The sequence below is a fragment of the Rhodopirellula islandica genome, from assembly GCF_001027925.1.
Lineage (GTDB): Bacteria > Planctomycetota > Planctomycetia > Pirellulales > Pirellulaceae > Rhodopirellula > Rhodopirellula islandica.
Genome location: NZ_LECT01000029.1, coordinates 144,666 through 169,100, shown reverse-complemented (window position 1 = coordinate 169,100; position 24,435 = coordinate 144,666). Strand labels below are relative to the sequence as shown.

Below are 24,435 nucleotides of genomic sequence, written 5' to 3'. Positions count from 1 at the left end.
GTCCGCAATCTCAGCATTTTCGATCGTTCTGCGTTCAGCAGACTGTTGATTTAGTCAGCCGGAACGCGATAGCGTCCGGTTCGTCTCCGGTAACCGTGGGCTAGCGTCCGTCGGCTGATCGTTCGAACTGCGAAACATTTTAAATCAACACGCTGCTAGGGTCTCTGATATTTGAAGAACGATAGGGCGAGCAAATTTGCGCACGCGAATTGTCAAACCCACAAGCGGCGCGCTCGATGAAAAACGCGGAGAGGCGGAGGAGCGGAGATCGCGGAAGATATCAGTCGGCCGCATGACTCCGCGACCTCCGCTCCTCAGTTCACTCCACGTTTCAACGCTCTGGTTTCGCAAGCCCATCCAAGCGACCATCTCGCAACAGCGTGGTGACCGCGAGACAAGTTGCGAATTCCAGATCAGGGTGATTCGATGGTGATCGCCACGAAGATCGGAGAACTACTGTCGTCGCCTTTGATCAGCTCGATGCTTTGCAACGCATCTTGCCGTTTCGGCGTCAGCTTCAGGTAACGAACCTGTTGGCCACGAACATCGAATGCGAATTCAGACTTTGGCACATCCACTCGGCGGATGTAGTCTGCGAAATGCACCCCATTGAGAAGCTTGTGATCTTCCACTTCGCCATCGGCATAGTTCAGACGAATGGTTGCGGTGTGCGATCCCTCTGCCCCAAACGGGAATCCCCAACCGCTGACCGCCCCCAGAACATGGATCGCGGAAGCGTTCGCGTTGCAGACGATTGGCACCTGCTTCGGCATCGACGGTGGCTTGCTGCCTTGTGGCCCGTGCAGCAAAATCACATTGGGAACGCGCCCTTCTTGCGGATCGACCAAGGTGAACGGCACCCCATTGTGTTCCTTCGGCCCCCAATCTGAAAAGATGATTCGGTCAGGGCCGTTGTCACCGTTGCTGAACATGCCTTTTGTGCTGACCGCCGTTGCGATTCCCGAAAATGACAAAGGCGTGTACTTGCCACGAGCCGTCAAAAACTCGAGCAAGTTCGTCATCTCTTCCTGTTTGATTTGGCTCTCAAATCCTTCTGGCATCAGCGATTGGCTGGAAGCATTCAATTGTTCAATCTCTTCTCGCAGAACCGTGTGACGTTTGGCTTGGGCATCAATCAATTCAATCGAAGTTCGCGACTCGCCACCAAGCATGCCTGTGATCACCTGCCCTTCGGTCGTCAGCACGGCGAACGTTCGGAAGTTGCCTTCCACACTTTGGTTGGGATCCAAGATGTGCGTCAGCAGTTCCTGCTTCGGATGAACCGCCATGCCGGTCAAGTCGGGCCCCACATCGGCTCCTTCGCCGCTGTGGCGATGGCAATTGGCACAATGCTTCTTGAAGACCTGTGCTCCCAGCGTCGCATTGCCTTTCGCCTGTGCAACCGGCAACCACTCGTGCAGCAAGGCCACACGGTTCGCCGTTGGCACGCCACCGGAAGACTTCAACAACTTCTGAGCTCGCTCCTTGATCGACTTGTCAGGGTGATTGCTCAACGCCTGACGCTGGTCGAGTGAGAGGTCTGACATTCGCAATTCACCGGATTCGACGCTGTCAATCAATTCCAACGTCGTGTTGGGACGCGACAACAACACGCGAATGATGGATCCGCGAACCGAAGGGGTTGAGGCCGCGGTTTGCTCGATCAAAGCACCACCAAGCTCTTCACTCCGGCTGGACTTGAGAGCTTCCAAGATTCCCGAGGTCGTGGTGGGTGAAGTTTGCGGACCAATGCTTTCCAGCAGATCGAACACCACGTCGTCTTCGCTCGGCTGCATCGCGACCAATTGGCGAGCGGAGCTGATTCGGTCTCGGTCGCTGAGGGAATCGTTTTGGACCAACTCGATCAACTGCTCGGCCAGCTCCGCGACCTTTTCAGTCAGCGCATCGGTGCCCCACTTTTCAGACAACTGAACGAGCTGGCTCTGCTGGTCCACGGAGACTAGTTCGAACAGGCTGACCAACTGAGATTCTGCCGCTTCGGGAAGCTCGACACTGTGATCACTTGGCCATCCCTTCGCGAGTCCTGCCAAAACACCTGAGGCATTTCCATCGGCGGTCTTGGCGACCGCTTGAATCAATCGTTGCAGCGCATCGGCATCAGGTTGTGAACGGGCAACGTGCTCACTGATCACGTTCAGACGCCCCCGAATCGAACGCGACAAATCCCCCTCAGGTGCGGATGCCAACACGGCTGGCAAAGCGTCGCCGCCATGCATGGCAGTGGCACTGGTCCACGCATCGAGCAACCATCGGTCGTCACCGAGACGCGTCATCGTTTGCACCAATGCCCCGACAACCGCACCGGTGGTTGGCGTGCTGGGTTCGGCCAGCTTCAACAGCGCCGCCAATTGGACTTGAGCATTGGCATCGTTCAGCACACCTGATTCGATCAATTGCTGAATGTCCTCTTCGGAACTTCCGAGCACGCTCACCGCCGAGCGACGAACACCCGCACTGGGGTGTTGCAGAGCTTCGTGAACGGCAGTGTCGATGGTCGCGTCTCCATTGCCAACCAATCCCAAACCTTCCAGCGTCCAAAGTGCGTGAATCGCACCCGGAGTCAAACCAATCGCATCCTGTTCCTGATCCGCCATCAAATTCAACAAAGCGGACACGGTGGCATCATCGAGATGCCCCAATTGAACCAACAAACGCTGGGCTTGCGATCGAACCGGCATGGCCGAATGCTTCAAAGCGGCCACCAAGCCGGGCACATCGTCCGAGCTCAAACGGGGAACGGAAACGGTTTCGGGTGCCTCTCCATCGGTGACCAAGCGATAGACACGACCGTGTTTTTTGTCTCGCAGGTCGGTCTCGTAAGCGTTGCCCTGGCCCGTTTCAAAGCCGTGAGGTGTCGGGTTGTGCTGGACGATGTAGTTGTACCAATCCAACACCCAAACAAACCCGTCCGGTCCCGTCTCGGCCATGATCGGTGCCGCCCACTCATCGTCACTGGCGACCAAGTTGAACGGGCTGGTGCTTTTGAATCCGGCTCCGTCAGGCGTCAACACAAACGTGCCGACCAAGTGACCGGTCGGGCCGCACACAAACGCGGTTCGATTCCACCAGGCTTGTGGGTACTGACGAGCGGTGTAGACGCCGTGACCTGCCGCAGCGGTGTAACCACCATGCTGGTCAACCTGGCGGATGTTTGGCGTGATCGGATCAAACAGGTACGTGTCTGAAATCATCTGCAACGTTTGGGGTGACCAACCGCGAACCTGTTCGTAATAGCGGTTGGGAATTGCCAGGAAGTTGCTGGGGTTGCGGTTGGCGGTGGACCCAAACACCAGACCTTCCTCGGTGAATCCCAGCCCCCAAGTGTTGTTGTTGGTGGCCCGCATGAACTCCAGCTTCTCGACTCGCAACGTGTGATCGGAGAAGTCGTTTCCAGCGGTCGATCCGGCGATTGCGTTGGCTTCCCCGTTGGGATCTGCGTCGACTTTGAACCTCCAGAATCCCTGGCGAAACCCTTGTTGGCGTTCCCCATTGATGACCGGACGAGACGCGTTGTAGCCCTGCATCCCCCAGATCCAGTTGTCCAATCCGTAACGGAAGTTGCTGACGCCACCATGCGTGTCGCCCAGTGCCCAACCGGTGATCAGAGATTGACGGAAGTCAGCTTTGTCGTCGCCATCAACGTCCTTCAAGAAAACCGTTTCTTGGCCGTCCTGCACGATGACACCACCGCGATAGCACACCAACGTGGTGGGAATGCTGAGTTCCTCGGCGAACAGGGTGAACTTGTCGGCCACGCCGTCTTGATCGGTGTCTTCGCAAATCCGGATGCGGTCGCGGCCCTTGCCTTGGGGCTGCAATTCATTGGGGTAGTCCATCGTTTCGCAAACCCACAAACGCCCCCGCTCGTCCCAAGTCATCGCGATCGGTTTGCCCCCCATGTCCGCTTCCGAGGCCCACAGTTCCATGTGCATGCCTTGGGGATTGGTGTAGCGTTTGATCGACTCTTTCGGCGGGAGAGGATCCTGCATCAGTGTTTTCAGTTCGCCCTGTTCACCCCACTTTTCGCCGGCGGTGTAGTTCGGAATTTTGGCGCCAACATCGGTGAACGAGAACGGTTTTTCGCCTTCGGAGAGCGAGGTCATTTCGGGGACCGGGAAGGCTGCCGCATCGGCGAACTCACCGGCCTGTTGGGGATCCTTCTTGGCGACCCAGCGGATACCACGTTCGACCAGATTCAGAAATCCGGGGTTGGTCCAGGTGCGAGTGTCGTGCCCCCAAGCGGTGTAGAAGACTCGTCCGGTGCCCTGGTCGCGAACCCACGTCCATGGTTCTCGCCCGCTTGAATCGACTCGGTATTCCAACACCGTCCGATTTGATTCGTTGTGCAGATGATGAACGTAGGTCTCATCCCAGCTTTCAAAACCGCTGTAACCACGCATCAACTCGTGACCGGGTTCGGCGGGAGTCGTTCGGAACACCCCCGTCCCGTGACGCTGAAACTGAGCCCCCATCAAGGCCACGATCTCTGGGTTGTTGCGAAAGCAGTACGTCGCACAATGAAGCGGAACAAATCCGCCGCCGTCTTCGACGTATTGCAACAATGCGTCGGCGTGTGCTTTCTCGATTTCATCGATGTTGGCGTACAGCACCAAGGCGTCGTATTCGTTCAGCTGGTCCAGATTCAGCACCGACATGTCGTCGGTGTAGGTCAAATCAATTCCATTGCGTTGCATGACCGGCTGCAACTCATCAAACCGCGGTTTGGGTTGATGGTGTCCGTTGTCACCCAAGAACAACACGTTGAGTCGATGGTCCTCGGCGGACGCGTTCTCAGCGTGCCACGCGAAAGTGAACGTCCAAGACGTCAAGAAGACGAGGGCAAGCAGCAAGGTGTTCTTCATAGGGTTGGGACGACAAAGAATGCCGTGATACGAAGTGTTCGGGGGAGGCGTGACGCGGTTGCGTCCATGGCGAGCGCGCGAAACAAGGCGACCAAAGCCATTGCCATCCAATCAACGACTGGATGCTAAACCTAGAACCGCAAGCAACAATGAGGAAACACGCTCGCGGCATGTGATATTTCACCACTGGCTGAAAGCGTCTGTGTTGGGCAAAGCCCTTTGCTCAATTTGCAAACAAATCCGCCAGCGTCTTGGCCCAGGTATCCCAATCCTCGGCGGCGGCTTCGAAATCCACCCGCATCCATCGCACCGGCTCTTCCGGCAAGACGGCGGGCGGGAAGTTGGAATCTTTGCTGATCGGCAATTGGCTGCTGCGTCCCATCGCCAAACGGTCTTCGATCTCGGGGGTCATCAAAAAATCAGCGAGCTTGCCTGCCGCGATCGGATGAGGGGCATCCTTGAGGATCGCCAGCGTGTTTGGAATCCGAAGGGTCCCTGGCTGCTCGGGCTGTTGGTCCGGGTAAATGATTTCGACGGGGTACCCCAAATCCTTTTCGATGATCGCGTCATCGGTGTCGGTCAGTCCCCAAGCCACCTTGCCGGACGAAACGGCTTGTGCGACTTGCTTGTTTCCAGACAGCACCACCGCATTGTCATGGATCTGTTGCAGCAATTCCAACGTCGCTTCCCGCCCCATGATCTCCCTCAGCACGGCAAAATGAGTGGCGGTGGTCCCAAACAAAGGGCGAGCCATCGCACAGTTCTGCGCCCACTTGGGGTCCGCCAATTCATCCACGCGAGTCGGGCGTTCATCAGCATCCACAATCATTTCCGTGTTGATCAACAACACCCGAGCGCGAGCCGCAAACCCGCACCAAGTTCCATCACTGGCGACCATGTCCTGCGGCCACGTCGACGGGACTTGCCAATCATGCGGTTCCAAGATGCCGAGCTTCTGCAGACGGACCGTGTGCATGATTTCGTTGTTCCAAAACAGATCACAACGGGGGGCATCGGCCTCCGCGATCAATTGATTGGCCAGCCCGACGGTTTTGGTGGATTCAATGTCGAACTTGCCCACCACACCGATCTCGTTGTCGGCCGATCGCTCGAAGGCCGCCAAAATTGGCGAAGCAAATTCCTCGTCGAGCGCCGAATACACGACCACGTCGGATTCGCTACGAGACACACAACCGGAACAAAGCATCAGCCCCGCCACCAGGAAACCCCGGCTCAGGGCAGAAAACGAGGCAGCAGGAGCATCGACAGTTTTCAATGACATGGCGGGCCGAGTACGCTGGAGGAATGATGGACAAACGATTGCAGACTCAATTATGGCGTGTGCTGTTCGCGATGGCGATCGGTGGGATCGTTTCGTTCCCCCTCCCAACTCTCTTTGCGGACGAAAGTTCCGATTCCAAGGCTGGATGGCTGACTCGTGAAAGCCAGCACTTGCGATTGACCAGCGACGTCGACGACCCGGCCTTGCTGGACGATTTGGTGCGATCCTTTGACGACGCGGTCCCTCAGTGGCTGGCGTTTTGGAACGTGCCTGAATCCCAAGCCGCTCAGTGGAAGATCCAAGCCTACTTGATGCAGAACGTGGACGCGTTTCGGCAATCAGGAGCCGTGCCCGATTACCTGCCACGATTTGAACACGGTTACGCGACGCCCAACACCATTTGGATCCTGTACCAAGACACGCCCTACTACAATCGGCACTTGGTGCTGCACGAAGGCATCCACTCACTCGCGATTGAATTGTTCGGGGCTGGTGGCCCGAGTTGGTACATGGAAGGCACCGCTGAACTGCTGGCCCTGCACCGTGATCGCGTGCCCGCGCCGTCGCGGAAACCTCGCTTAGGAGTTCCCGGCAACGCGGGTGTGCTGGCTCAATCGATGGATGCTTTCACCATCAACCAACTGCCTCGCAACCGTTTGGACACACCGGGCTGGGGCCGCTACAAAATGGTGGCTCGCCAGCGTGAAGCGGGAACACAGCCCACGCTGAAAAGTGTTTTGAAACTTCCCACCCAACTGAACGGCAAAGTCGAAGCCTACACCTGGTGCTGGGCCGCCGCGTCGTTGTTCACACAAGCCCCCGAATCACGAGACGCCTTTTTGAAAGCGGCTCGCCGGGGCTCGGATCAGACCGAGGCATTCACCTCGGAGTTTTATCGAGACGTTGCCGCAGAATGGCCGGTCCTGTCAGCGCGTTGGCGATTGATGCTCCACGACTTGGACTATGGGTTCGACTGGTCGCGTCACCAAGTGCAACTCTCCACCGCCGACCCGCGAGCCAACGGATCGGTGATCCAAATGAACGTGACGCCCGACCAGTCCTGGCAATCCGTTGGTGTGTGGTTCCCCCAGGGTGCCAAGCTACGATTCGCTGCGGAAGGTCGCTGCCACGTCACCCCGGATTGGATCAGCGAACCAGCCGGCATCACGCTGGAATACAACCGCGGTTCTCCGCTTGGACAACTGCAAGTCTGCGTGCTCCCGATCGCGACACCCGCCGGCAAGACGATTCCGCCATTGGACATTCGCCCGGTCATCCCCCGAGCCGACGTGGCCGCTTTCACGGCATCCCCATCCTCGACGAAAGACACCCCCGTCACCGGATCGCAACTCGTCGAGATCACCGAACCTTCGTGGGTGCTGTTGAGAATCAATCTCCCCGCCGGTCACTCCCCGGTCGAGGCCACCACCCCCCCGCAAGAAGCCTACCAAGTCCAAATCACACCGAGTCGGTGAGAGCTAGCTTCTAGCTTCTAGCTTCTAGCTCGTACTCGTACTCGGCATCAGCATCGGCATCAGCATCAGCATCAGCAATCAGCAATCAGCAATCAGCAATCAGCAATCAGCAATCAGCAATCAGCAATCGGCAATCGGCAATCGAAGATCCCAACCGCGGAGCGGCAACAGATCGTCACGGCACGTTCCCAACTGTCGTCGCTCCGCGACTGCGTGAATCGCGAGACGCACGGATGGCCTTGGGTTGAAACCCAAGGCTGGCGGCTATCGTCGCTCCGCGACTGGACGTGCATTTTCCCGCCCCCCTCGGCCACCCATCAATCCCGCATGGTGGCTGATTCCGCATGGTGGCTGGCACCTACCGGAACGTCGATCTCACACATCTGAATTCTGGCGAATCCAGCCACGATGTGTCGGTAGGCCATGTCTCACATGGCACCCCAGCCGATGCTTTGGAACAAAGCGAGGCGTCCCCCCGCGTCTCACCACCCGATTCCCCATTTGCAATGTCCAATTTGCAAATTGCCATCTCCCCCTGCACTCACACCCCCGCGTCCCACAATTCACCCAGCCGCAATTGTCACGCTGTCCAGCAACCGTCGCATCTCCGCCACCGCTTCTCGCATCCCGACCATCACGGATCGACTGACGATGCTGTGCCCGATGTTCAGCTCCGCCATGCCTTCGATCGCGGCGACCGGTCGGACGTTCACGTAATTCAAACCGTGCCCCGCGTGCAAACGCATGCCGGCATCACGAATCATCTTGCCTGTGTCGGCCAAACGTCCGAGTTCGTGTTCGACGGCGGCTCCCTTGGCCAAGGCATACGGCCCGGTATGCAATTCGACCGCGTCCACTTTTAAATTCGCAGCCGCTTCGATTTGATTCGGTTCGGGATCCAGGAACAGGCTCGTTGCGATGCCGGCATCCTTCAGCGTTTGAATGGCGTCAGCGATTCGGCCAGTGTCACCAGCGACGTCCAAGCCACCCTCGGTCGTCACCTCTTCGCGACTCTCGGGGACCAACAACGCCCAATCCGGTTGCACGCGACAACAAATCGCCAAGACATCCGCGGCACATGCCAGTTCAAAATTCGTACGCACTTGAACCGTTTTCACAAACAGTTCGACATCCCGGTCGGAGATGTGACGCCGGTCTTCTCGCAGGTGAAACGTGATCCCGTCGGCGCCGCCCTGTTCCGCCAAGGCAGCTGCGATGATGGGATCGGGTTCCTGCCCTCGACGAGCTTGACGAAGCGTGGCGACATGATCGACGTTGACACCAAGATCGATGAAGTGCGGCATGAGTGGAATAAAAAAATGAAATGAGGGGAAGGGAAGTCGTCATCGTTCGGAGATCGAACCATCAGCCAATGGGCGCTAGTGGTCTGTCACAGCTAAAAGTCAGGGTTGATCGTAGTGGACGAGGCCACGAGTCCTTGGATTTCACGCCAGTTCAGGACTCGTGGCCTCGTCCACTACCCTAAAAACAAGTCCTGACAGACCACTGGCCCACGGCTACCGAATACGAAACGGACGCTGGCGTGTTCCGGCTGATCAACAGTCCGATAAGACACCATGCAGCCAAATGAGTTCGGAGGCGATGTCGCCGGCCAGGTCACTTCGACCGGCCGATTCGGGCAGCACCGACCAAGCGTAGGTTTCGACTTCCAAGTGCCCGGTGAATTGCAGCGGTTGTCGGCGTTTGGCGGGGTCCGTCAACTCGACGAGGCTCTTCAAGGTGTCCAGAACATCGCCACGGGTGGTCTCAAGGTGCCCAAACTGCTCGGCGAAAATTGGCACATGGAAATGGATCATCCATCGCTTGTCCCCCGCGTAGCGACTGGGATTCGTTTCCATCTCCGCCAACACGGCGGGCAAGTCCTCTTCCAACACGAACTTCCCGGATGCCGTGACGCGACCGGTTTGGTGCAGGTAGCGGTCTTCGGCAAACGAGCGCAATTGAGTCAGGGTTGCTTCGCGATCGGTGTCCGCGATTCGGCTCCAGTCCACCACAATGGCACTGCTGACCTGAACCTTGCCGACCACAATCCCGGCTTTGGCGTAGGCCGCCAAGACATCGTGTTGAGACTCACCCATCACCGCAGAATGACAAACATCATGGCAAACACCGATGTACCGACGGTGTGTCGCATCAGGCAATTGCTTTTCGAACCACTCGATCACTTTCGCGGCGGTGTCCAAGATGCAACCGGGCTCAGGCTCGATCGCCAACACAATTCGTTTGCCCGTCCGGTCTTCCAAACGCCGCAGATCTTCCGCCATCCGCCGCAGGTTGGTTCCCGCATGGTGCAGTTGGTCATCGGTGACTTGGACCCGATTGCCCTCATCGTCCGTGTTTTGCGGCCAACCGATCGGCAGCGTGCTGATCGTACCCAGGTTGGTGTCCGCGGGCAAAATCTCAGCCAAAATTTTCGCCAGGTCACGAGTGTAGCCGATCCGCGAGTCTTCCCACCAAGTCGGCGAATACACCGCGTGCTTGACGACGTCTTGATGGAAGTTGTCGTGTGGGAATCCGTTGAAGGTGTAGGCGAGCAAGCGAGCCTTCTTCATCGCGGCGGTCAGTGGTTCCAATCCGTTGCGTCGCAGGTCGGTCGTGGCTTCCGATGACAACCACAATCCAATGCCCAGCGGCGGAGCGGTACTGACGATGGTCGCGAAATTCTTTCCCGTTTGGATCTTGGGCGAACCGCTCTCATCCGAATACTGGGAATCGAGGATTCGTCGGCGAACTTCCGCCGAAATGGATTCCAAGTTGCTCGTCACCCCGGGGACATCCGCACCCGCATGAATGTTGGTGCAGTACCCCACCGTCCAGCGAATGGGCGAGCTGGAATCATCAGCAGGGCTGGCTCCGTTTGCTCCGTTAGCCTCTGGGCCGGCGTTTGATTTTTCGATGACCGCAGTGACGTCGGGAAAACCGTTGGGCGATGATGTCATGCTTGGCGAAGGTCCAGTTTGCTCGGGGGGGCGTCAGGCGGTGCGTCTCGTTGCAGTCAGTTCACCATCGAAATCCCAATCCAATGACGAACTGTCCTGCAAAGGTTAAGCTGCGTGACAAGATTTGTCGCCCCAGGTCAGTGCGGCAACCCGGTCTTTTTGATCTTCCATTTGCTTCCATTTTGTCACGCCAAACGAATGCCACACATCACGGCCGAAATCATTTCCATTGGCGATGAAATGATCACCGGAGCCCGCCTGGACACCAACACTCAGTGGCTCAGCCAGCGTCTAGGGGAACTGGGCGTGGACGTTCAATTTCATTCCACGGTTGGCGACACGCTCTCGCACAACACCGATGTGTTTCGGATCGCAGCCCGCCGGGCCGACATCGTCGTTGCGACGGGTGGATTGGGCCCCACACGTGATGACTTGACCCGGGAAGCGATCGCGGAATCCCTCGGGCTGCCACTGCAATTGCACGAACCTTCGCTGGAGTTCATCCGGTCCATGTTTCAGCGTCGCGGGCGAGAAATGCCCGAACGCAACAGTTGCCAAGCGATGTTTCCGCTCGGTGCCACACCTATCCACAACCCTCAGGGAACCGCTCCCGGGATCGACATCATCGCACCTCGCGAGGATGGCACGCAGTCTCGCATCTTCGCACTCCCCGGCGTGCCAGCGGAGATGAAAACGATGTTCGACGAGACGGTCGCGGCCGCCGTTCTGGCGTCCAATGGGCAACGTCAACACATCGCTCACCACATCATGAAGTTCTTTGGCATCGGCGAAAGCGACATGGAACAACGGTTGGGCGACATGATCGCTCGCGACCGTCAACCACGTGTTGGAATCACCGTCAGCGCAGCAACGATCTCCTTGCGAATCGTCGCCACAGGGGACTCCCCCGAGGAATGCGAATCGGCGATTGCCAAAACTCGCGCCGAGATCCTCGACCAAGCCGGCGAGTTCTACTTTGGTGACGGGGAAACGTTCGAGCAACACCACGCCGTCATCCGTCATCTCAACAAAATCGGCCAGCGATTGCTGCTGGTCGAACTCGGCCGCGCCGCTCCACTGGGCGATCGGTTTGCCGCCGTCTCGGACGAACCTGGCTTCACCGCCGATGTCCCCGCATTCGTCGGTGGAATCTCACTCGCCGATGTCGAGGATCTGCGACAATGGACGGGGATGCCCCAGGACGCTTCCGCAGAAAGCTGTTTGACCGCTCTCCAAAAACGTTTGTCGGCCGACTGGGTGTTGCTCGTCGACGAGTATCCCAGCCTGCACCGAACCAGCGATCATCCATTGCCCGGAAGCGATGTGACCTTCACTGTTGCCGCCCCCGATGGAACCTTCCCGTCGCAGACGCAACACCTCGGGGCTCATCCCAGCATCTTGCACGCCCGCGTCGCCAAAGCGGGTTTGTTCTGGTTACGAAAGTGTTTTGCCGCCGCCACGTCAGGAGTCTGAAACCATGATCCGATCCCACGCCTTGTTGCTCACTTGTTTGACAGCCACGTCTTTCGCAGCGTTGAACAGTTGCCTGCCTGTGGCCACCGCGCAAGATCCCACCGAGATCACCACCGAACCCGCCTCCCCCAAAGCGGACCCCACCGATCGCGAATTGCGTTTGGCCAAGTACCTCAGCGGAGCCACGTTCACAGGCCACTTCACCGTCGACGGCAAAGAAGACCGAGCCCTCAAGCCCGAGTCGTACACGATCAAGTCGTGCGAGAAACTTCCCGAGCCCGACATGTACTCGATGAAAGTCGCAATCCAATACGGTGACACCGACGGCGAGTTCCCCATGCAGCTCAAAATTCTGTGGGCCGACCGGACTCCCGTCATCACCATGGATTCCGTTTGGATCCCCGGACTGGGAACCTTCTCGTCTCGCGTCCTGATCCACGACGGACGTTACGCTGGGACTTGGCAACACGACGCCAAAGGCGGCCACCTGTTCGGGAAGATCACACCGGCCGAAAAGCACTGATGGATTGATCCCGCGTCGCAATGGTTGAGGGTGGACGAATGGTTCCGCCCGAAACGGACTCTTTCCTTCAACGATGCCCGCGTCTCGAAGCCCGGATTTGCTTCCGGATGTCTCGTTCCGGAGTACCGACGAGCAGAATTTGCGGGGAAAGAGGCTGGCCGATAGCGAACTTCCATGGTTCGATTTTGGTGGAGGCCGATTGAACGCGGCATCAGAGCATCTATGATCTACTTGTCGATGGCGGTCTATAGGCTTGGCTGTCGCCCCAAATCCCACCCACAGCAACTCGCCTCCGCAGGCTCCCTGCCTGCATCGTCAACGCATTTGACAAGCTCGTCCTTCTTCAGCCCGAGCGATTCGCCCGATGCGTGGTGCGATTGAAAACCGACGTTTGACAGCCGCGACCATTGGCTCGCACCAACCGTCGGTTTCGAACGACGCCCCGCCTCGTTTCCTCCCACCTATTTGCAAAGCCACTGTGACCTACATCGGATATTTGACACGCGCGTGTCTCGTTCTTTCGTTTGTCTGTTCTCTTTCCGTCCAGGCGGAAGATTCCTTTGAAAACTTGTTCAACGGAAAAGACCTTTCTGGATGGGCCGGGAACGACTCCTTTTGGTCCGTTCGCGATGGAGTCATTCATGGCGAAACCACGAAAGAGAATCCAACCAAGGGCAACACGTTCTTGGTGTGGCAGGGCGGAGAGGTCGGCGATTTTGTCTTCAAAACCAAAGTCCGTTTTCGCGGCAACAACAGCGGCGTGCAATATCGCAGCGAACAGATCGATCCCAAAGACTTTGTCGTCAAAGGCTATCAAGCAGACCTGCACAAATCGCCCGACTTCTTTGGAATGCTCTACGCGGAAAAATGGCGTGGCATCGTCGCCAAACGATTCCAAAAGGTCGAAGTCGGTGCCGATGGCAAACCCAAGGTGGTCGGCGAGGTCGGTGACCGCTCACAAAAGTTGGTCGATTGGGAATGGAACGAGCTGACCATCATCGCGGTGGGCGATCGGCAAATTCACCAGGTCAACGGCGTCACCACGATGGACCTGACCGACAACCATCCGGAAGCTCGCCGCAGCGGAATTCTAGCGTTGCAGTTGCACGCCGGACCTTCGATGACTTGTGAGTTCAAAGACGTTCAACTTCAAAAGCTGGATCCCGCGAACGCCAAGTCCGTGTTGAACTCCTACGTGCAAAGTGGAGCTGCCTCCAAAGGCCAGAACGCCAAAAAACCTTCTGCTGCGACCGCGTTTGATTGGGTTGCCAAGTCACCAACACCAAAATGGATTTGGCGTCAGGATCAGCCCTCGTCCAACGACCCGCTCTATCTGCGGCATCAGTTCGAATTCATGCCCGAGGGATCCAAAGAAGCCATTCGCTCGGCCCGCTTGTATGCCACCTGCGACAACGAAGCGACCGTTTGGATCAACGGGAAGTCCGTCGGTGATTGTCCCGATTGGAAGTATCCGATCAAAGAACTGGATGCTCGTCAGTTTGTCCGAGCAGGCAAGAACCAAATCGCAGTGAAAGCCGGCAACCGAGGTGGCGTGGCGGCTTTCGTTTTCAAACTCGAAGTCGAAACCGAGGATGGAACCGTTCATCAAGTCATCTCGAGCCCGAACTGGAAACTGGCCAACGCAGCCACCGGTGATTGGAAGACCGCCGCTTACGATGATTCCAAGTGGAACGTTGCCGCCAAGTCGCTGGGCGATTTTGGAAAATCACCATGGGGAAAACCGGGAGTTGGAACGGACCAGGCATCCGGGGACACTTCTTTCAGTGCCGACGAAGTCACGGTGCCCAATGGATTCAAGGTCGAACTCGTTTATCAAGTTCCCAAAGTCCGCCAAGGAAGCTGGGTCTCGTTGACGACCGACGATCAAGGTCGCTTGTACGCCAGCGATCAAGGCGAAGCGGGTTTGTATCGAATCACGCTCGATGAAAGCTCTTCCAACGCAACCGGCGAATCAAGCGTCCAGGTCGAGAAGATGCCGGTGAAGATCTCGGGCGCTCAAGGCATGGCTTGGCACGACGGTGCCTTGTATTTCAATCGCGGAAGCAGCCCGATGTATCGCGTCACGGACTCCACCGGCGACGGGTTGCTCGATCATGCCGAGGAATTGTTTGGCACGCATGGTGGCGGAGAGCACGGGAACCACGCGGTGATTCCAACCGAAGACGGCGACGCTCTCTATGTCGCCGCGGGCAACCACACGAATCTGCCGGACGAGTCCATTATCGCTGGATCACGCATTCCGACTTGGAACGAAGACCTGCTGTTGCCACGCGAATGGGACGCCAACGGACACGCTCGCGGTCGACTCGCACCCGGCGGCTGGATCACCCGGTTCGATCCGAAGACGAACAAACATGAAGTCATCTCGATGGGGTATCGCAACCAATACGACATCGCATTGAACCGTGCCGGTGATCTGTTCACTTATGACGCTGACATGGAATGGGACCTCGGTTCGCCATGGTACCGCCCGACGCGAATCAATCACGCCGTCAGCGGATCGGACTACGGATGGCGAAGTGGTTCCGGGAAATGGCCGGAGTACTACGAGGACAGCTTGCCAGCGGTCTTGAACATCGGTCCCGGCAGCCCGACCGGTGTGGTCGGCGGCCAAGGAGCCAAGTTCCCCGCCAAGTATCAAGACGCGATCTATGCACTCGATTGGACCTTCGGAACGATCTACGCGATTCACTTGGAACCCAATGGGGCTGGCTGGAAAGCTCACCAAGAAGCGTTTTGTTACGGAGCACCTTTGCCCGTGACCGATGCCATCGTGGGCAAAGACGGTGCGTTGTACTTCACCGTTGGTGGACGTGGCACCCAGTCCGCTCTGTTCCGAATCACGTACGAAGGCGACGACTCGACCGCCCCCGTTTCGGCCCCGATCCCTGGTGAAGAAGCTCGCCAACAACGCCGAAGCTTGGAAGCCTTCCACGGGAAAGAGCACGCGGACGCAGTCGCCAAAGCATGGCCCCATCTTTCGAGCAACGATCGTTGGCTTCGATACGCGGCACGAATCGCTGTCGAGTCGCAACCGACCGAGCAATGGGCCGACAAAGTCTTCGACGAATCCAACACGCAAGCCCGGATCACCGGCGCCGTCGCTCTGGCACGTCGAGGGGATGAATCCCATCGATCCGACTTGGTGAACGCGTTGTTGGAAATGAACCCCAGCGAATTGCCCGAACCGCAACTGCTCGGACTGCTGCGAGCCTACGCGTTGACCTTCATTCGACTCGGCGAACCAATCGCAGAAGAACGCGAACGGGTCATCGAAGAGCTCGATGCATTGCTTCCGAACAAAAGCAAAGACGTGAACACGGAACTGGTTCGCTTGCTGGTCTATCTGGAATCACCCACGGTGATCGACAAAGCAATCGCCATGATGACGAACGCGAAACCCACGCCTCCGGCTTGGGTGGAAAACGTTGATTTCCAACGCAACCAACGTTACGGTTCGCGAGTCGTGAAGATGCTTGAGAACCAACCGCCTTCTCATGAAATCAACTACGCTTTCATGCTGCGAAACCTGCGTGATGGTTGGACAATGGAAAACCTTCGGGCGTACATCCAGTTCATCAACCAAGCCGCGAAATACAGCGGCGGGAACAGCTACGGCAAGTTCCTCGCGAACCTGCGAGACGAAGTGTTGGGGCATCTCAGCAACGCACAGCGGGAAGAACTTTCCGACATCAGCGGCGAAGACTTCAACCCTGTCCCCGACTTTGAAATCACCGCTCCCAAGGGACCAGGCAAAAAATGGACCTTGGCAGAAGCGAACAAGCACACCGGCGGTGCCTTGCGTCAGGCCAACTATGAAAGCGGCCGCAACCTTTTCCATGCCGCTCAGTGTGCCTCTTGTCACCGGTTCGATGGACTCGGGGGCGATATCGGCCCCGACCTGACAACGGTGAAGAATAAATTCAACGCCAACTACTTGCTCGAATCCATCATCGAACCCAGCAAAGTCATCAGCGATCAATACGGATCCAAGGTGGTGTTGCTGGAAGACGGTCGCGTGCTGACCGGGTTGATGGTCGAAAATGAGGACCGAATCGAAATCCATCCCGTCAGCAAGGTCGGCGAAACGGTGAAACCAGTCGTCGTGGAACCGGACGAAGTCATCTCAGCCAAAGACTCGCCGATCTCGCAGATGCCGACTGACATGTTGAATTCGTTGAACGCAGAAGAAGTTCGTGATTTGATCGCGTACTTGCTGTCCGGTGGTGACCCCAAAGCCAAGGTGTACGGGAAATAGTGATGAGCAAAATCACGAATTGTTTGACCGGACTGGCGATCACGGTTTTCTTCGGTGCTGCGATTGCAACCGCGAAGGAAGTAGAACGCCAACCCGACATCGTGGTTTATCTGGCGGACGATTTGTCCGCCTCGGACTTGGCACTGTATGGCGGCACCAACATTGAGACGCCCGCCATCGACCAATTGGCTCAGGAAGGCATGACGTTCGATCGTGCCTTCGTCGCCAGCCCGTCATGCGCCCCCAGTCGGGCCGCGTTGTTGACAGGGTTGATGCCCGCACGAAATGGCGCGGAGGAAAACCACACGTACCCCCGCGAGGATGTGCTGAAACTGCCCGTCGTCTTGAATGAACTGGGCTATCAGACAGTCGCATTCGGAAAGGTGGCTCACTTGCGAAGTGCACCGGACTATCAGTTCGATACACACGACCGAGCACAGGACATTCCCGCGGTTCGAAAGAACGTGCGAGCCTTCCTGGAGAACCGCAACGATCCGCGACCGCTGGCATTGTTCGTTGGAGTCTCCAACCCGCACGTTCCATGGCCAAGTGAATCCACCGTGGACCCGCAATCGATGACGTTGCCGGTGAAGTTGCTCGACACACCACAGACTCGAGTCCAGCGATCTCGCTACCTGCAAGAGGTCAAGGACTTGGACGCCTACCTCGGTGAACTGCGGCAATTGGCTGACAAACACCTATCCGAAGATCGTTTGTTTCTGTTTTCGAGTGACCACGGGGCTCAGTTCCCCTTCGGAAAATGGACGCTCTACGACGAAGGCATTCGCATCCCGCTCATCGTTTCTCGCGAAGGAATGATCGAGGCTGGTTCACGCACCGACGCGATGGTCAGTTGGGTCGACATCTTGCCAACCTTGATCGAAGTCGGTGGTGGCGAAGTGCCCCAAGAAATCGACGGGAAGTCATTCGCCGGAGTGTTGCAGGATCCAGCCAAACGTCATCGCGAGCGAATCTTCACGACGCACAGCGGCGACAAGATGATGAACGTCTACCTGAGCCGCAGCATTCGCACCGACCAGTACAAATTGATCTGGAACCCGCACCCCGAGTTTGCGTTCACGACGCACATCGATTTGTTGCTGCGTGCCACATCAGGGGACTATTTCAAGGAGTGGACCGAGGCGGCCAAGAGTGATCCTCATGCCGCAGACGTTGTCGCAAGCCATCACGGACGACCTGAGTTTGAACTGTTCGACCTGACCGGCGACCCGAACGAAACCAAGAACTTGGCAGATGATCCAGAACTGGCCAGCGTTCGATCGCGTCTGCTGGCGGAACTGAAAGATTGGATGCGAACTCAAGGCGACGAACTGACGGTCTTTCACAAACCGCTCATGCTGAACGCTCCCGAAACATGGGTTCCTCGCAAACCATAAACCCTCGCGGCAGATTCAGTCGCGATCGAAAATCACTGCACCTGAGATAATGAAGTTAGAAAGCATGAACTGTATCCGAATCTCCCTCATCGCCGCGTGTTTGGTCTTGATCGCCGGAGCTTGGCCCGCTGACCAAACGCAGGCCAAACAACCCAACGTTGTGTTCTTGTTGAGCGATGACCAATCGTGGACCGACTATGGTTTCATGGGGCATCCGCATATCCAAACACCCAACATCGACCAATTAGCGAAGTCTGGTTTGGTGTATGAGCGAGGTTATGTCACAGCGCCGCTTTGCCGGCCTTCCTTGGCAAGTCTCGCGACAGGTTTGTATCCGCATCAGACCGGAATTCGCGGCAACGATCCCGTGATGCCGACTGGCCTGAACCGCAAGAAGAACAGGCAGCTCTTCGCGTCGTTGCGGAAACGCATGACGGCACCGTTGCACCAACAGCCCTCGTTCATCCGGTCGCTCAAGGACAACGGCTACGCAACTTTGCAAACCGGAAAGTGGTGGGAAGAAAACCCGCTGGATCATGGTTTCACCGATGCCATGACCCACGGCGACGTTTCGCGAGGCGGACGTCACGGCGACGTGGGATTGCAGATCGGGCGAACCACGATGAAACCGGTGTACGACTTCGTCGATTCCGCCGTGGAGGACAAAAAGCCATTCTTCATCTGGTACGGAGTCTTCCTGCCGCACGCACCGCACAACGCTCCCGACCGTTTGTTCAACAAGTACAAAGACATCGCTCCCAATGAACCAACCGCTCGCTACTGGGCCAATGTGGAATGGTTGGACGAAGGTTGTGGTCAGATCATTCAGTACTTGAAAGACAAGGGACTCTACGAAGACACGATTTTTGTCTACACCTGCGACAACGGCTGGGTGCAAGATCCCAACCGGATGAACACGAGCATTCGCTCCAAGCGTGAGCCCGTGGAAGCTGGGATTCGGACGCCGATCATCATCACGCATCCCGGGGCCGTGAAACCTCAGCGAGATTCATCCACGCTTGCCAGCAACATTGATGTCGCTCCCACCATTCTGAAAGCCTGCGGGATTGAGCCTCCCAAGGAAATGTCCGGCTTGGACCTGCGCGATCCCGAGGCACTGCGTCAGCGAAACCGAATCTTCGTGGACGTCTACGACCACGACAGCGATCTTGAACAACTCGATGACATCGACAATGGCTTGCAAGCTCGTGTCGTCATCGACGGATGGGACAAGCTGATCGTCCGACCAAGCGGCAAAGAACTCTACGATCTCCAGGAGGATCCAGATGACAGAAACGATCTCGCCGCACAGGACGCAGACAAAGTCCAACGTCTTTCAAACATCATCGACGAATGGCTCGAGAGCACGCCCGTCATCGGAAAGTGATCTCATTGAAACCTTTTGGATGGCGCCCACGTTGACCTAGGAGGCCGAGCAGCATTCTGAGACCGCTTTTCGGCAGATTTCCACGTAGCGCACCTCTTCCGAAACGAAGTTTGGGGAGAGGTCGAGCGACGCCGTTCAGGTGTACGCGACGGTGAGGGCCGAGCATGGAAAACGGCGCGCACCCCCTCCTCGGAATTCTCGCTGAACGCTCGCTTTCCGCCCCATCCCGCTGCGGAGGTCGTGCAGTGTTTAACTGCTGTGTTGCCAAGCGTTTCTCATCACCCTCCCCCTGGGAGGGTCGAGCGAAGCGAGGGGAGGGTCGAGCATCGGAACCAGCGCGTAACCCTCCCCGGCCCGAAGCGGGCCGCCCCTCCCAAAGGGAGGGCAAAATAAAACTGCACGACCGCTGCGCGGGCGGGGTTCTCAAGACAGTACTGCGCAGCACTTCACAACGATACGACTCTCCCCAGCCACACCTCTTCGATGCCGAGAGGTCGGCTTTATCAGAGAAGCCTTTGAATCGACTCAGGCAATGATCTCTTTGACCACTCGAGCGGGCTCGACTCCGGTCAATTTCTGCTCCAGTCCTTGGAACGGGAACGTGAGCCGTTTGTGGTCGACGCCAAGAAGATGAAGCATCGTGGCATGCAGGTCACGAACATGAACCGGGTCGGCAACGACGTTGTAGCTGAACTCATCCGTCGCACCGTGTCGTATCCCGCCTTTGACGCCGCCGCCCGCCAACAACGCAGTGAAGCACCTGGGGTGGTGATCGCGACCATAGGTGTCCATGTCCAATTTGCCCTGGCCATAAACTGTTCGGCCGAATTCACCGGCGAAAACCACCAGGGTGTCTTCGAGCAATCCACGTTGCTCGAGATCTTTCAGCAGCGCTGTGGTCGGTTGGTCAACATCCTGGCACTGCCCGGGCAAGTTCGCAGGCAACTTCGAATGATGATCCCACCCGCGATGGAACAACTGGATGAAGCGAACATCGCGTTCTGCCATCCGACGGGCCAGCAAACAGTTGCGGGCGTAAGAACCCGGGTTGTTCACTTCTTCGCCGTACATCGCCAGTGTCTCGGGAGACTCGTCGGAGATGTCCGTCAGTTCGGGGACCGATGTTTGCATCCGAAACGCCATCTCTTGTTGAGCGATGGTCGTCTCAATTTCGGGATCCCCGATCTCCCCAAAGTGCTTGCGATTGAGTTCGCCCAGCGAATCGAGCATGCGTCGCCGAATCGCTGGATCGATGCCGCTGGGGTTGGATAGAAACAGGACCGGATCGCCCGACGTTTGGAAGCTGGTGCCCTGGTGCTTGGACGGCAAAAAACCACTGCCCCAGAGACGAGAGTACAACGCTTGCACGTTGACCTTGCCGCTCCAGTAAGCCGAAGGCATCACGATGTAGTCTGGCAAGTCCTTGTTCAGAGTTCCCAATCCGTAGCTCAACCAGGCCCCCATGCTTGGTTTGCCTGGCAGTTCCGTTCCGGTGCAGAACGCGGTTTTGCCCGGGTCGTGATTGATCGATTCGGTGTGCATCGAATCGATGAAGCACAGCTTGTCGACTTGCGTCGAAAGGTGCGGCAACAGATCGCTCATCCACATGCCGCTTTCGCCTTGCTGCGAAAAACCAAAGCGACTGGGGACGATCAGTTGCTCTTTGCCACGCGTCATGGCGGTCACGCGTTGGCCTTGGCTAACCGATGGCGGCAACGGTTGATTGAATTGCTTGACCAGTTCCGGCTTGTAATCGAACAAGTCGATTTGGCTGGGAGCTCCCGCCATGAAAAGAAAGATGACGCGTTTCGCTTTGGGTGCAAAATGGCACCCCGCCGGGATATCGGATGGTGCACCGGACGCGGCGTTCGGGGCCGCTGCGTTTGCGAACTTTGGTCCCAGAACCAACGATGCAAGCGCCGTTGTCCCCAATCCCATGCCGGCACTGGCCAAGAACCGACGACGATTTTCGCTTGTCGAGCTGTTGTGGTGATGCATGGCGATTCAATCTTTGGTCTTGGTGATATCGAGGTTGTAAAGCGTGTTGCACAGCACCGTCCAAGCGGCGAGTTCGACTTTGTCCTGAAGTTCGTCGATGGACACTCCCTCGCACAAATCTTCGACCAAATCGGGTGAGCTGGCATACTCGTCACGCAGATCATCCAACAGTGTTTGCAGAACGTTCACTTCCGTTGAATCAGGGAGTTTGGCCGTGACCGTTTCGTAGGCAAACGCAATACGATTTTCGGCGGGTTCCACCAAAACGGACTGCGCCAATTGCCGGGCGGCTCGAAGGTATTCGCTCTCGTTGAGCAGCAGCAAAGCTTGTGTTGGCGTGTTCGTTCTTTCGCGACGCGCGATGCACGCGTCACGATTGGGTGCGTTGAGGATGGTCATTTGCGGTGGTGGCATCGCACGTTTCCAAAACGTGTAAATGCTACGGCGATAAGTCGATTCACCTTGATCAGCCCGAAAACGTTCCCCCGTCATCGAAACCGCTTTCCACAACCCGTCCGGCTGCGGTGGTTTAACGCTCGCCCCATGCATTCGAGTGGACAACAATCCGCTCGAAAACAGAATCTGGTCGCGGATCATTTCGGCATCGAGCCGATAGCGGGGGCCGCGACTGAGCAATCGATTGTCTGCGTCCGCTTGGAACTGCTCCGGCGTGGCTCGCGAAGATTGACGATACGTTTTGCTCATCACGATTCGCTTGAGCAAGGCTTTGACGTCCCATCCCGAGTCGACAAACGACACCGCCAATTCATCCAGCAATTCAGGGTGGCTGGGGACCTCGCCCTGGTTGCCAAAGTCCTCGGACGTTTTGACCAACCCGACGCCGAAAAAGAGTTGCCAAAACCGGTTCACTGCCACGCGTGCGGTCAGCGGGTTTTCGGGAGCCACCATCCAATTGGCCAGATCCATGCGGGATGGCGAATCCGCTTCCGTCTCCAGTGGTGGAAGGAAGCCGGGAACCCCTCGCTGAACTTCTTCCCCAGGGGCATCGTACTGACCTCGCACCAGAACGAATGTCTTTCGAACCTCATCGCGTTCCTTCATCACCATCACTTTGTCGACACCATGTTCGACCGAGTTTCTTTCGCGTTGAAGCTTGGCCTGCTGCTTCTGCAACTTCTCCAGCGGCGACTTCAACTGATCGAGTTCGTTTTGGAGCGAGTCTTTAAGAGCGTCCCACGCTCGAATTGTCTTCGCGCGAGCCTCTTCCTCAGGCGTCACAGCTTCCACCACATCGCTTTTCGCCAACTCGTCGTCGGACGCTTCCTCCTCGGGTTGAATCTCTTTGATTTGTTGCAACTGCTTGGTGACTTGGTTCACTCGCTTGCTGCGAGGAGCAATTTGCTGTTCGAGTGCGGCCAAATCCGCATCCATTTGATCCAACTTGGATTGCTGAGCATCGGTGGGGAATCGCACGAAAGGCGCTTGAAAACCATCCACGACTTGTCGCGGGTTGGTTTCGGGCTCGGCATCGATGTTGTTGAAAAACGCGTATAGTGAGAAGAAATCCTTCTGCGTGATCGGATCAAACTTGTGATCGTGGCATTGTGCGCACTGAACCGTCAGACCCATGAACGCGGTGCCGACAGCGGTAACGCGATCCAACACGTTCTTGACGTGGCTTTCCTCGGGCAAAGCGGTTCCACGATCAATGATCAGGTGCAGCCGATTGAATCCCGACGCGACGAACTGGTCCCGGGTCGGTTGCGGGTGCAAATCGCCAGCGATCTGGTCTCGAACAAATTGATCGTACGGAAGGTTTTCGTTGAACGACTGAATCACCCAATCCCGATAGGCGACGTGGTTGCGATAGAAATCTTTGTGCATCCCGTTGGTGTCAGCGAATCGCACCAGATCCAACCAGTGGCGGGCGATGTGCTCTCCAAACTGCGGACTTGAGAGAAGGTCATCCACCAATTCTTCCCAGGCCAACTCGGGGGAATGGGCGTAGTCCGATTCGAACTGGCGGATCGCTTCTCGGCGGGGTGGCAAACCGGTCAGGTCGAATGTCAACCGTCGCAACAGAGTTCTCGCATTGGCTTCTTCCGAAGGCAGACGCTGCAGTGAATCCAGCTTTCGAAGAACGAATCGATCCACCGCCTGAGTGCTCCACTCCGCATCGCTCGTGATCGGTGGCAACGGATGTTCGGGGGCACGGAATGCCCAGAAGTCTTCGTAAACAGCTCCGCTTTCGATCCATCGCCGAATCAGTTCCGTTTCTTCTTCGTTGAACGGCTTCAAGTGTGAATCCGGCGGCGGCATCAACATCGATTCGTCATCGCTGGTGATCCGGTGCCAGACCTCACTCTCTTCGACCGCTTGTGGTTCGATCGCGTTTCCGATGGCCCCCTCATCCCCATCGGGCTGGTCCAACCGCAAACCGGCTTCTCGTGAACCGGCATCTGGACCGTGGCAGGCAAAGCATCGGTTCGAAAGCAACGGCCGGATGTCGCGACTGAACGAAACCGATGGCTCGCTTGTAGCCGAGCCAGGGCCGGCGTTCTCCGTTGGGCGAGCGATGTCCTCGGCATGCGAACGCAAATGCAGGAGCGAACAGACGATGAATGAGCAGAGAGCCACAGCCAGCATCAAAACTCGTTGCAACCGCGTCTCGCGTGCAAACACGGATGGGAAGCGGCCCCGGTGGAATGGCATAGATGATGACCAGCGTTCGGCGGCGGGATAGTTGGCAGGATTCAATCAGTGTAGATCGAATGGGATCACTTGCTAGCACAGCAGCAAGCCACAATGGACGCCAGA

At 57.2% G+C, this 24,435-nt stretch carries 12 protein-coding genes; 6 read left to right on the top strand and 6 right to left on the bottom strand.

Annotated elements, in window-relative coordinates:
- Window positions 1–413: 413 nt before the first annotated feature.
- Together RISK_RS15355 and RISK_RS15350 are read right to left on the bottom strand one after the other, a co-directional pair.
- A complete protein-coding gene (locus tag RISK_RS15355; RefSeq protein WP_047815184.1) occupies window positions 414–4,883 on the bottom strand; it encodes a PVC-type heme-binding CxxCH protein in 4,470 nt (1,489 codons plus the stop codon).
- A gap of 223 nt (window positions 4,884–5,106) precedes the next feature.
- On the bottom strand, window positions 5,107–6,165 hold the full coding sequence (locus RISK_RS15350) for an extracellular solute-binding protein (RefSeq protein WP_047815264.1): 1,059 nt from the start codon (window positions 6,163–6,165) through the stop codon (window positions 5,107–5,109).
- Here RISK_RS15350 and RISK_RS15345 point away from each other — a divergent pair.
- Window positions 6,159–7,640, top strand: a complete 1,482-nt coding sequence (locus RISK_RS15345; RefSeq protein WP_047815183.1) for a hypothetical protein — start codon at window positions 6,159–6,161, stop codon at window positions 7,638–7,640. The two genes, RISK_RS15350 and RISK_RS15345, sit on opposite strands and share 7 nt — an antisense overlap.
- 563 nt (window positions 7,641–8,203) lie before the next feature.
- On the opposite strand, the gene RISK_RS15340 is transcribed toward RISK_RS15345, so the two are convergent.
- On the bottom strand, window positions 8,204–8,944 hold the full coding sequence (locus RISK_RS15340) for a pyridoxine 5'-phosphate synthase (RefSeq protein WP_047815182.1): 741 nt from the start codon (window positions 8,942–8,944) through the stop codon (window positions 8,204–8,206).
- 252 nt (window positions 8,945–9,196) lie between these two features.
- Window positions 9,197–10,600: a metabolite traffic protein EboE gene (eboE, locus tag RISK_RS15335; RefSeq protein WP_047815181.1), complete on the bottom strand. Its 1,404-nt coding sequence runs from the start codon at window positions 10,598–10,600 to the stop codon at window positions 9,197–9,199.
- Window positions 10,601–10,798: 198 nt separating this feature from the next.
- On the opposite strand from eboE, the gene RISK_RS15330 reads away from it, so the two are divergent.
- The 5 genes from RISK_RS15330 (at window position 10,799) to RISK_RS15310 (ending at window position 19,659) form a co-directional block, all read left to right on the top strand.
- On the top strand, window positions 10,799–12,073 hold the full coding sequence (locus RISK_RS15330; RefSeq protein ID WP_047815180.1) for a competence/damage-inducible protein A: 1,275 nt from the start codon (window positions 10,799–10,801) through the stop codon (window positions 12,071–12,073).
- Between the two features lie 4 nt (window positions 12,074–12,077).
- On the top strand, window positions 12,078–12,596 hold the full coding sequence (locus RISK_RS15325) for a hypothetical protein (protein ID WP_047815179.1): 519 nt from the start codon (window positions 12,078–12,080) through the stop codon (window positions 12,594–12,596).
- A gap of 364 nt (window positions 12,597–12,960) precedes the next feature.
- Window positions 12,961–16,875, top strand: coding sequence for a family 16 glycoside hydrolase (locus tag RISK_RS15320; RefSeq protein WP_236696343.1), 3,915 nt, complete (start codon window positions 12,961–12,963; stop codon window positions 16,873–16,875).
- Between the two features lie 2 nt (window positions 16,876–16,877).
- Window positions 16,878–18,272, top strand: coding sequence for a sulfatase family protein (locus RISK_RS15315; RefSeq protein WP_047815178.1), 1,395 nt, complete (start codon window positions 16,878–16,880; stop codon window positions 18,270–18,272).
- A 64-nt stretch (window positions 18,273–18,336) separates the two neighbouring features.
- Window positions 18,337–19,659 carry a sulfatase family protein gene (locus RISK_RS15310; protein WP_047815262.1) on the top strand — a complete coding sequence of 441 codons (1,323 nt, stop codon included), beginning with the start codon at window positions 18,337–18,339 and terminating at the stop codon, window positions 19,657–19,659.
- 525 nt (window positions 19,660–20,184) lie between these two features.
- Here RISK_RS15310 and RISK_RS15305 read toward each other — a convergent pair.
- Both RISK_RS15305 and RISK_RS15300 read right to left on the bottom strand, forming a co-directional pair.
- Window positions 20,185–21,657, bottom strand: coding sequence for a DUF1501 domain-containing protein (locus tag RISK_RS15305; protein ID WP_047815177.1), 1,473 nt, complete (start codon window positions 21,655–21,657; stop codon window positions 20,185–20,187).
- A 6-nt stretch (window positions 21,658–21,663) separates the two neighbouring features.
- Window positions 21,664–24,330: a PSD1 and planctomycete cytochrome C domain-containing protein gene (locus RISK_RS15300; RefSeq protein WP_047815176.1), complete on the bottom strand. Its 2,667-nt coding sequence runs from the start codon at window positions 24,328–24,330 to the stop codon at window positions 21,664–21,666.
- Window positions 24,331–24,435: the final 105 nt, after the last annotated feature.

Coding starts and splice junctions, on each gene's coding strand:
- RISK_RS15355 (WP_047815184.1), bottom strand. CDS start 4,883: ATGAAGAACACCTTGCTGCTTGCCCTCGTCTTCTTGACGTCTTGGACG.
- RISK_RS15345 (WP_047815183.1), top strand. CDS start 6,159: ATGACATGGCGGGCCGAGTACGCTGGAGGAATGATGGACAAACGATTG.
- RISK_RS15350 (WP_047815264.1), bottom strand. CDS start 6,165: ATGTCATTGAAAACTGTCGATGCTCCTGCTGCCTCGTTTTCTGCCCTG.
- RISK_RS15340 (WP_047815182.1), bottom strand. CDS start 8,944: ATGCCGCACTTCATCGATCTTGGTGTCAACGTCGATCATGTCGCCACG.
- eboE (WP_047815181.1), bottom strand. CDS start 10,600: ATGACATCATCGCCCAACGGTTTTCCCGACGTCACTGCGGTCATCGAA.
- RISK_RS15330 (WP_047815180.1), top strand. CDS start 10,799: ATGCCACACATCACGGCCGAAATCATTTCCATTGGCGATGAAATGATC.
- RISK_RS15325 (WP_047815179.1), top strand. CDS start 12,078: ATGATCCGATCCCACGCCTTGTTGCTCACTTGTTTGACAGCCACGTCT.
- RISK_RS15320 (WP_236696343.1), top strand. CDS start 12,961: ATGCGTGGTGCGATTGAAAACCGACGTTTGACAGCCGCGACCATTGGC.
- RISK_RS15315 (WP_047815178.1), top strand. CDS start 16,878: ATGAGCAAAATCACGAATTGTTTGACCGGACTGGCGATCACGGTTTTC.
- RISK_RS15310 (WP_047815262.1), top strand. CDS start 18,337: ATGAACTGTATCCGAATCTCCCTCATCGCCGCGTGTTTGGTCTTGATC.
- RISK_RS15305 (WP_047815177.1), bottom strand. CDS start 21,657: ATGCATCACCACAACAGCTCGACAAGCGAAAATCGTCGTCGGTTCTTG.
- RISK_RS15300 (WP_047815176.1), bottom strand. CDS start 24,330: ATGCCATTCCACCGGGGCCGCTTCCCATCCGTGTTTGCACGCGAGACG.